6 protein-coding genes are annotated in these 5,392 nt (G+C 33.3%); all 6 read right to left on the bottom strand.

Going from position 1 to position 5,392, the window contains the following annotated elements:
• Positions 1-1,328: nitrogenase molybdenum-iron protein alpha chain (gene nifD, locus ACQY56_RS08275; protein WP_428743744.1), on the bottom strand; the 1,328-nt coding region annotated here is incomplete at its 3' end.
• A gap of 92 nt (positions 1,329-1,420) precedes the next feature.
• Positions 1,421-1,780, bottom strand: coding sequence for a hypothetical protein (locus tag ACQY56_RS08270; protein ID WP_428738217.1), 360 nt, complete (start codon positions 1,778-1,780; stop codon positions 1,421-1,423).
• Between the two features lie 163 nt (positions 1,781-1,943).
• Entirely contained in the window at positions 1,944-2,852 is a 909-nt protein-coding gene (gene nifH, locus ACQY56_RS08265) for a nitrogenase iron protein (RefSeq protein WP_428738216.1), read from the bottom strand.
• Positions 2,853-3,145: 293 nt separating this feature from the next.
• Positions 3,146-3,556 carry a hypothetical protein gene (locus tag ACQY56_RS08260; RefSeq protein WP_428738215.1) on the bottom strand — a complete coding sequence of 137 codons (411 nt, stop codon included), beginning with the start codon at positions 3,554-3,556 and terminating at the stop codon, positions 3,146-3,148.
• A 92-nt stretch (positions 3,557-3,648) separates the two neighbouring features.
• Positions 3,649-5,085 (bottom strand): sensor domain-containing diguanylate cyclase, encoded by a 1,437-nt coding sequence (locus ACQY56_RS08255; protein WP_428738214.1) that lies wholly within the window; start codon positions 5,083-5,085, stop codon positions 3,649-3,651.
• A 135-nt stretch (positions 5,086-5,220) separates the two neighbouring features.
• A partial coding sequence (locus ACQY56_RS08250) for an ATP-dependent Clp protease proteolytic subunit (RefSeq protein WP_428743745.1) occupies positions 5,221-5,392 on the bottom strand: 172 nt, incomplete at its 5' end.

Raw genomic sequence — 5,392 nt, 5'->3', positions numbered from 1 at the left:
ATTTGACGGAAAGGAATACCCATTTTCTGGAATATGTATTTCTCTTTTACACCAGAGCCAATCAGATCAGGCTGGATCTTCTTAACAAATTCTTCAAATTCATAACCGGTAACATCGTCATAAATTAAAGTAGCGTCTTTTACATCTGGTTGAGTACGATCGTAATCATCGTTATGACCAAACTCATAACCAGTTCCCACTACTTCCATACCAAGATCTTCATAAGCACCAATAACGTGACGAGGACGTAAACCACCAACGTATAACATTACTTGTTTACCCTCAAGTTTTGGTCTATATTTTGCGATAACCGCATCAGTCATAGCTGTATATTTAGCGATAACCGCTTCTGCTTTAGCTTGAATAGATTCATCAAAGAAAGCAGCAATTTTTCTTAAAGACTCAGTAGTTTTACTTGGTCCAAAGAAGTTATACTCCATCCAAGGAATACCAAACTCTTGTTCCATATGACGAGAGATATAGTTCATTGAACGGTAACAGTGTAGTAAGTTTAACTTCGCTTTTGGAGTTACTGCTAACTCTTTATATGAAGCATCCCCTGACCATTGTGCAATTACACGAAGACCGATCTCTTCAAGTAAAATACGAGTTGCCCAAGCATCACCACCGATGTTGTAATCCCCAATAATTGCAACATCATAATCTGTTGCTTCAAAATCTTGACGAGCTGATGCATCTGGCATAACTTCATCACGGATCATATCGTTTGCGATGTGGTGACCAAGTGATTGAGACACACCACGGAAACCTTCACAAGATACAGCGATAGTTGGTTTAGAACTCTCTTTTTTATGTACCTTAGCAACAGCAGAGATATCATCACCGATTAGACCGATTGGACACTCTGATTGGATTGAAATACCATTATTTAATGGGAATAACTCATCGATCTCTTCAAGAGCTTTTTTAAGTTTTTTGTCCCCACCGAATACGATATCTTTTTCAGTAAAGTCTGTAGTAAAGTTCATAGTAACGAATGTATCAACACCAGTAGTACCGATATAGTAGTTACGACGACCAGCACGGCTATATTGACCACAACCAACTGGACCGTGAGAAATATGGATCATATCTTTGATCGGACCCCATACAACCCCTTTTGAACCTGCGTATGCACAACCACGTTGAGACATTACACCTGGAACAGTTTGCTTATTACTTCTTGTTTTATCACAAGCACCTTTTACACCTTCTGGTGCATCTACACCTAAGTGTTTCGCTCTGTTTTTTGCAGCTTTTGCTGGATAAACCGCTAAAACTTCTTCAATAGCTTCTTTCTGTAAAGCTTCTAATGTTTCTGGTCCCATTTTCTTCCTTCTCCTTAATTTTCTTTCTCGTATTAGAGCTTGGGGAGGGGCAAACTTGCTAACCCACAAGCTCTAATAATTTTTTTTGATGATTACGCTACTTTAATTCTGTAAAGGTTCATATCATCAAGCTTTTTACAAAGCTCTTTAGTTGCTTCACCATCAACAGTTTTAGAGATTTCAGAAATTTGGTATTTATTTGTGTAATAAATCATTTTGAAACCATCTTTATCAGCAACATCTGAATTAGCATAGTAATCTACAAGTGCTTTATGAGCAAAAGTACCCTCAGCAACAGAAATCTCTTCAAGTTGAACACCTTCACGAGTTTCACTTGTAAGAACAACAGTTTTACCTGCAGCATCTAAACCTTCTTCAACTTTTTCAATAACTTTATCAAAACTTACATCATTACCCATATCAGCTGGGAAGTGGTATCCACATACGAACATTTTTTTCTCCTATTTTGTTTTTGTTTTTATTTAATTTTTAACGCTTTGGAAGCAAAGCTCCCCAAGTTACGCTAACGCTAAGTTTAACTCAGCGTTAAGCTCACGCACCCTTGGTGCTTTTTCGTTTGCATATAAAATATGCGAGCATTAATCAAAAGAACTATTACGCTTCTTTTTGACCAATTGCACCCTCTTCAACTTCTTCGTCTAAACCGAATTCCATTAATAGGTTTTCAAGATCATCCATCTCTAATGGAGCTGGAATAACTTTAAGGTCATTCTCGATAATTTTACGAGCTAATTCTTTGTACTCCATAGCTTGATCAGAGCTTGGTGAGAACTCAACAACAGTCATACGACGTAACTCAGCACGTTGAACGTGGTTAGAACGTGGTACGAAGTGAATCATTTGAGTACCAATTTGAGTTGCTAAGTTTTTAGCAAGGTCATACTCACGGTCAGTCATACGAGCATTACATACAAGACCAGCAAGACGAACACCACCAGTGTTAGCGTATTTTAAAATACCTTTAGAGATGTTGTTAGCTGCATACATAGCCATCATTTCACCAGACATTACGATGTAAATCTCTTGTGCTTTACCTTCACGAATTGGCATAGCGAATCCACCACAAACAACGTCACCAAGTACGTCGTAAGAAACGAAATCTAAATCGTCATCGTAAGCACCTTCTTCTTCTAGGAAGTTAATAGCTGTAATAACCCCACGACCTGCACAACCAACACCTGGCTCTGGACCACCAGACTCTGTACACATAATGAAACCTTCTGTGATTTCTGTATTGTCAGGGTGGAACTCATCCGCACCTGGTTTACATACATCTTCTAACTCTAAATCTTCAACAGTACCTGCTTCAGATGCAAGTTGCATAATTGTAGATTGTGCTTTCTCGTGTAAGATTAGACGAGTTGAATCCGCTTTCGGGTCACATCCAACAATTAAGATTTTTTTACCATAGTAATGACACATAGCCGCTAATGTGTTTTGTGAAGTTGTTGATTTACCAATTCCACCTTTTCCGTAAAATGCAATTTGTCTTAACTCAGACATCCTATCTCCTTTAATTCATTTAATTTAAGTTCGGAACTACTATTACAGATAGTGTTCCCTAGAAAATGGATTTTTTGAAAGAATTTTAAAATTTGTTTTCAAATCCCTATTTTAAGGGATTTTAAAATAATAAAGGAGTTTTTTTGTCTTATTTTAATTTAAGAAACTCATGATATTTTTATTTATTTTTGAAAAAAAATGTAAGAGGAAAAATCGTTTTTTGTAACTTTTGAATAACAAATAATGTAATAGTAGGTAACAATTTTGTTGCCTACAACACTATTGTGCAGAATTTATGCTACAAACTGGTGTATAGCATCTAAAGTTTGTTGTGGTAATGCTATCTCAGCTTTTATTTTATATGCTAATGCGATAAGAGTATCAGCACTATTTAAATTTACATACTTTTTTTGTAAGATTTGATTTGACAACACTTCAATCACTCTTTCTTGTGAGACTTGAAGCTGTTGCGATAAAAAATTGACAGTTTCTATACTTTGTACAGAGTTAGTTTTGAGATCAAATTCAAGATTTTGTGTTTCTAGTCCTCGTGATGATAAATGTTGTTTAATCCGTTCATCAATACTTTGAACTCTTTGTCTCTCTTCACGTACAGGTGCTTTTACATCTGTAAATACGACTGCACTTAAGGTAAGGTTCCCTACAAATACTAAGACACCTAAAGTTGAAACTGGTTTGTACATGCTGAATCCTTTAATGATAAAGTTTATGTACTGAAGATTGTATATCGGTTTTGTAAACGAATATGTAACTAAAGTAGCATATTTGAATTTAGTTATTCAAAATTTCTTCTTTGTCGGATCAGTTTATTTCTACCAGTTTTTTTAGCTTTATAAAGCATATCATCTGCATTTTTCATAATAAGGTCTATATTTGTTAAATCTTCTCTACAACTTAAACCCATTGAAACTGAAAAACTCACTTGGTGTTCACCTGCATGTATGAGCGTATTTTCACATTCATTTTTAATATTTTCAGATATTCTTTCAACTTCCAAATCGTTTTTATCGTAAAACGAGACACAAAACTCCTCACCACCTATTCTACCAAATACACTTTGATTGTCCATATACTTGTTTACTATCTCACAAAATTTTATAAGAACTTGGTCTCCTATAGCATGACCATATCTATCATTAATACTTTTAAAGTAGTCTATATCTATAATAAGGAAACAAAACTCTTTCTTATAGTGTATAGCACTATTTAACAATGCCATACTCTCTTTAAAAAAACTTCCCCTATTATTTATTTTTGTAAGAGAATCTGTATGCGCCAATAAAAATAACTCTTCATTTTTATTTTTGAGTTCTTCAAGTGCATTTTCAAGCAATTTTGTTCTATCTTGAACAAGTTTGTCAAGAGTGAAATTTTTACTTTCTATAAATTTTTGATTTTTATACAAAATATAAAATATAAAAAACAATATTATAGATATAGCAGCATCAACTATCCATATACTTCTTTTTGCTTGAAGGACTATATCTCTTTTATTACTCGCTTCAAAAGTTATTAAAGCTTTATTGTTAACTTTATCATTCAATGTTATAAAGTTGAAAATATCGCTCTCACTCAATTCTTTTTTTAACGATACAGTAAAGTTTTCAAAAGTTGTTATTACATTTGTATCATTATTTTCATATATATCTACAACTGTAACATTTTTAAAAATCTTATTTATATTATTTAACAACTCTTGAGTAATTAGCTTCACTGAGACTATTGAACCTTTTGAAACACCTGTCTCATCACTTTTTAAAATCTCGGATTTAATAAGATAAAAATATTTTCCATCTTGTTGCACAATAGTCGCAAACTCTGTTTTTCCTTGAAATTGATCTAAAACAGATCGCTCTAATTTTTTGGTATCTTGTAGTAAGGGCGTATATTTTGAAAACAGTATCTCTTTATCTTCTTTGATAAACATAATACCATCGATACTTAAATCTTCTAAAGTTGCAGTTTGATCCCGAAAGTTTTCATAGATATAGTTTTGATCGTTAGTTTCTATAAAATCATACGTATCATCCCAATTGCTATAATCATCTGTAAGGTTTGAAATTCGGCTCATCTCTCTATCCACACTGTTGGCTATTGCATTGATATGATCTTGATTGAGTTTTGTTTCTATGTTAACAAAGTTGTTGAGTAAAAGTGTAAAAGTGAAAAGATAAACTAAAATTGTTAAAAAGAGATACAGTAACATGTACATTATAAAATTTGACTTTGTGTACTCTTTAAACATTTATCCATACTTATATTATTTTTAGTAAGGTATCATTATTAAAATTAATATTAGATAAGTTTAAAATATTCCTTAGCCAAAAAGCTTTAGAGAAAGCAGAAATTATTCTTCTTTCTCTCTACTTTGTGATAAAACCTCATCAATCATACCATAAGTTTTAGCTTCCTCGGCACTCATGAAGTTATCACGATCAGTATCTTTTTCTACTTTTGCAAGTTTCTGTCCTGTATTACTTGCTAGTATCTCGTTGAGCTCTTTTTTCATTCTAAGAATC

Origin of the sequence: Sulfurimonas sp. (genome assembly GCF_050296975.1) — a bacterium.
Taxonomy (GTDB): Bacteria; Campylobacterota; Campylobacteria; order Campylobacterales; family Sulfurimonadaceae; genus Sulfurimonas.
The sequence above is the reverse complement of the archived record's forward strand: the minus strand, read 5'-3'. Positions and strand labels throughout refer to the sequence as shown.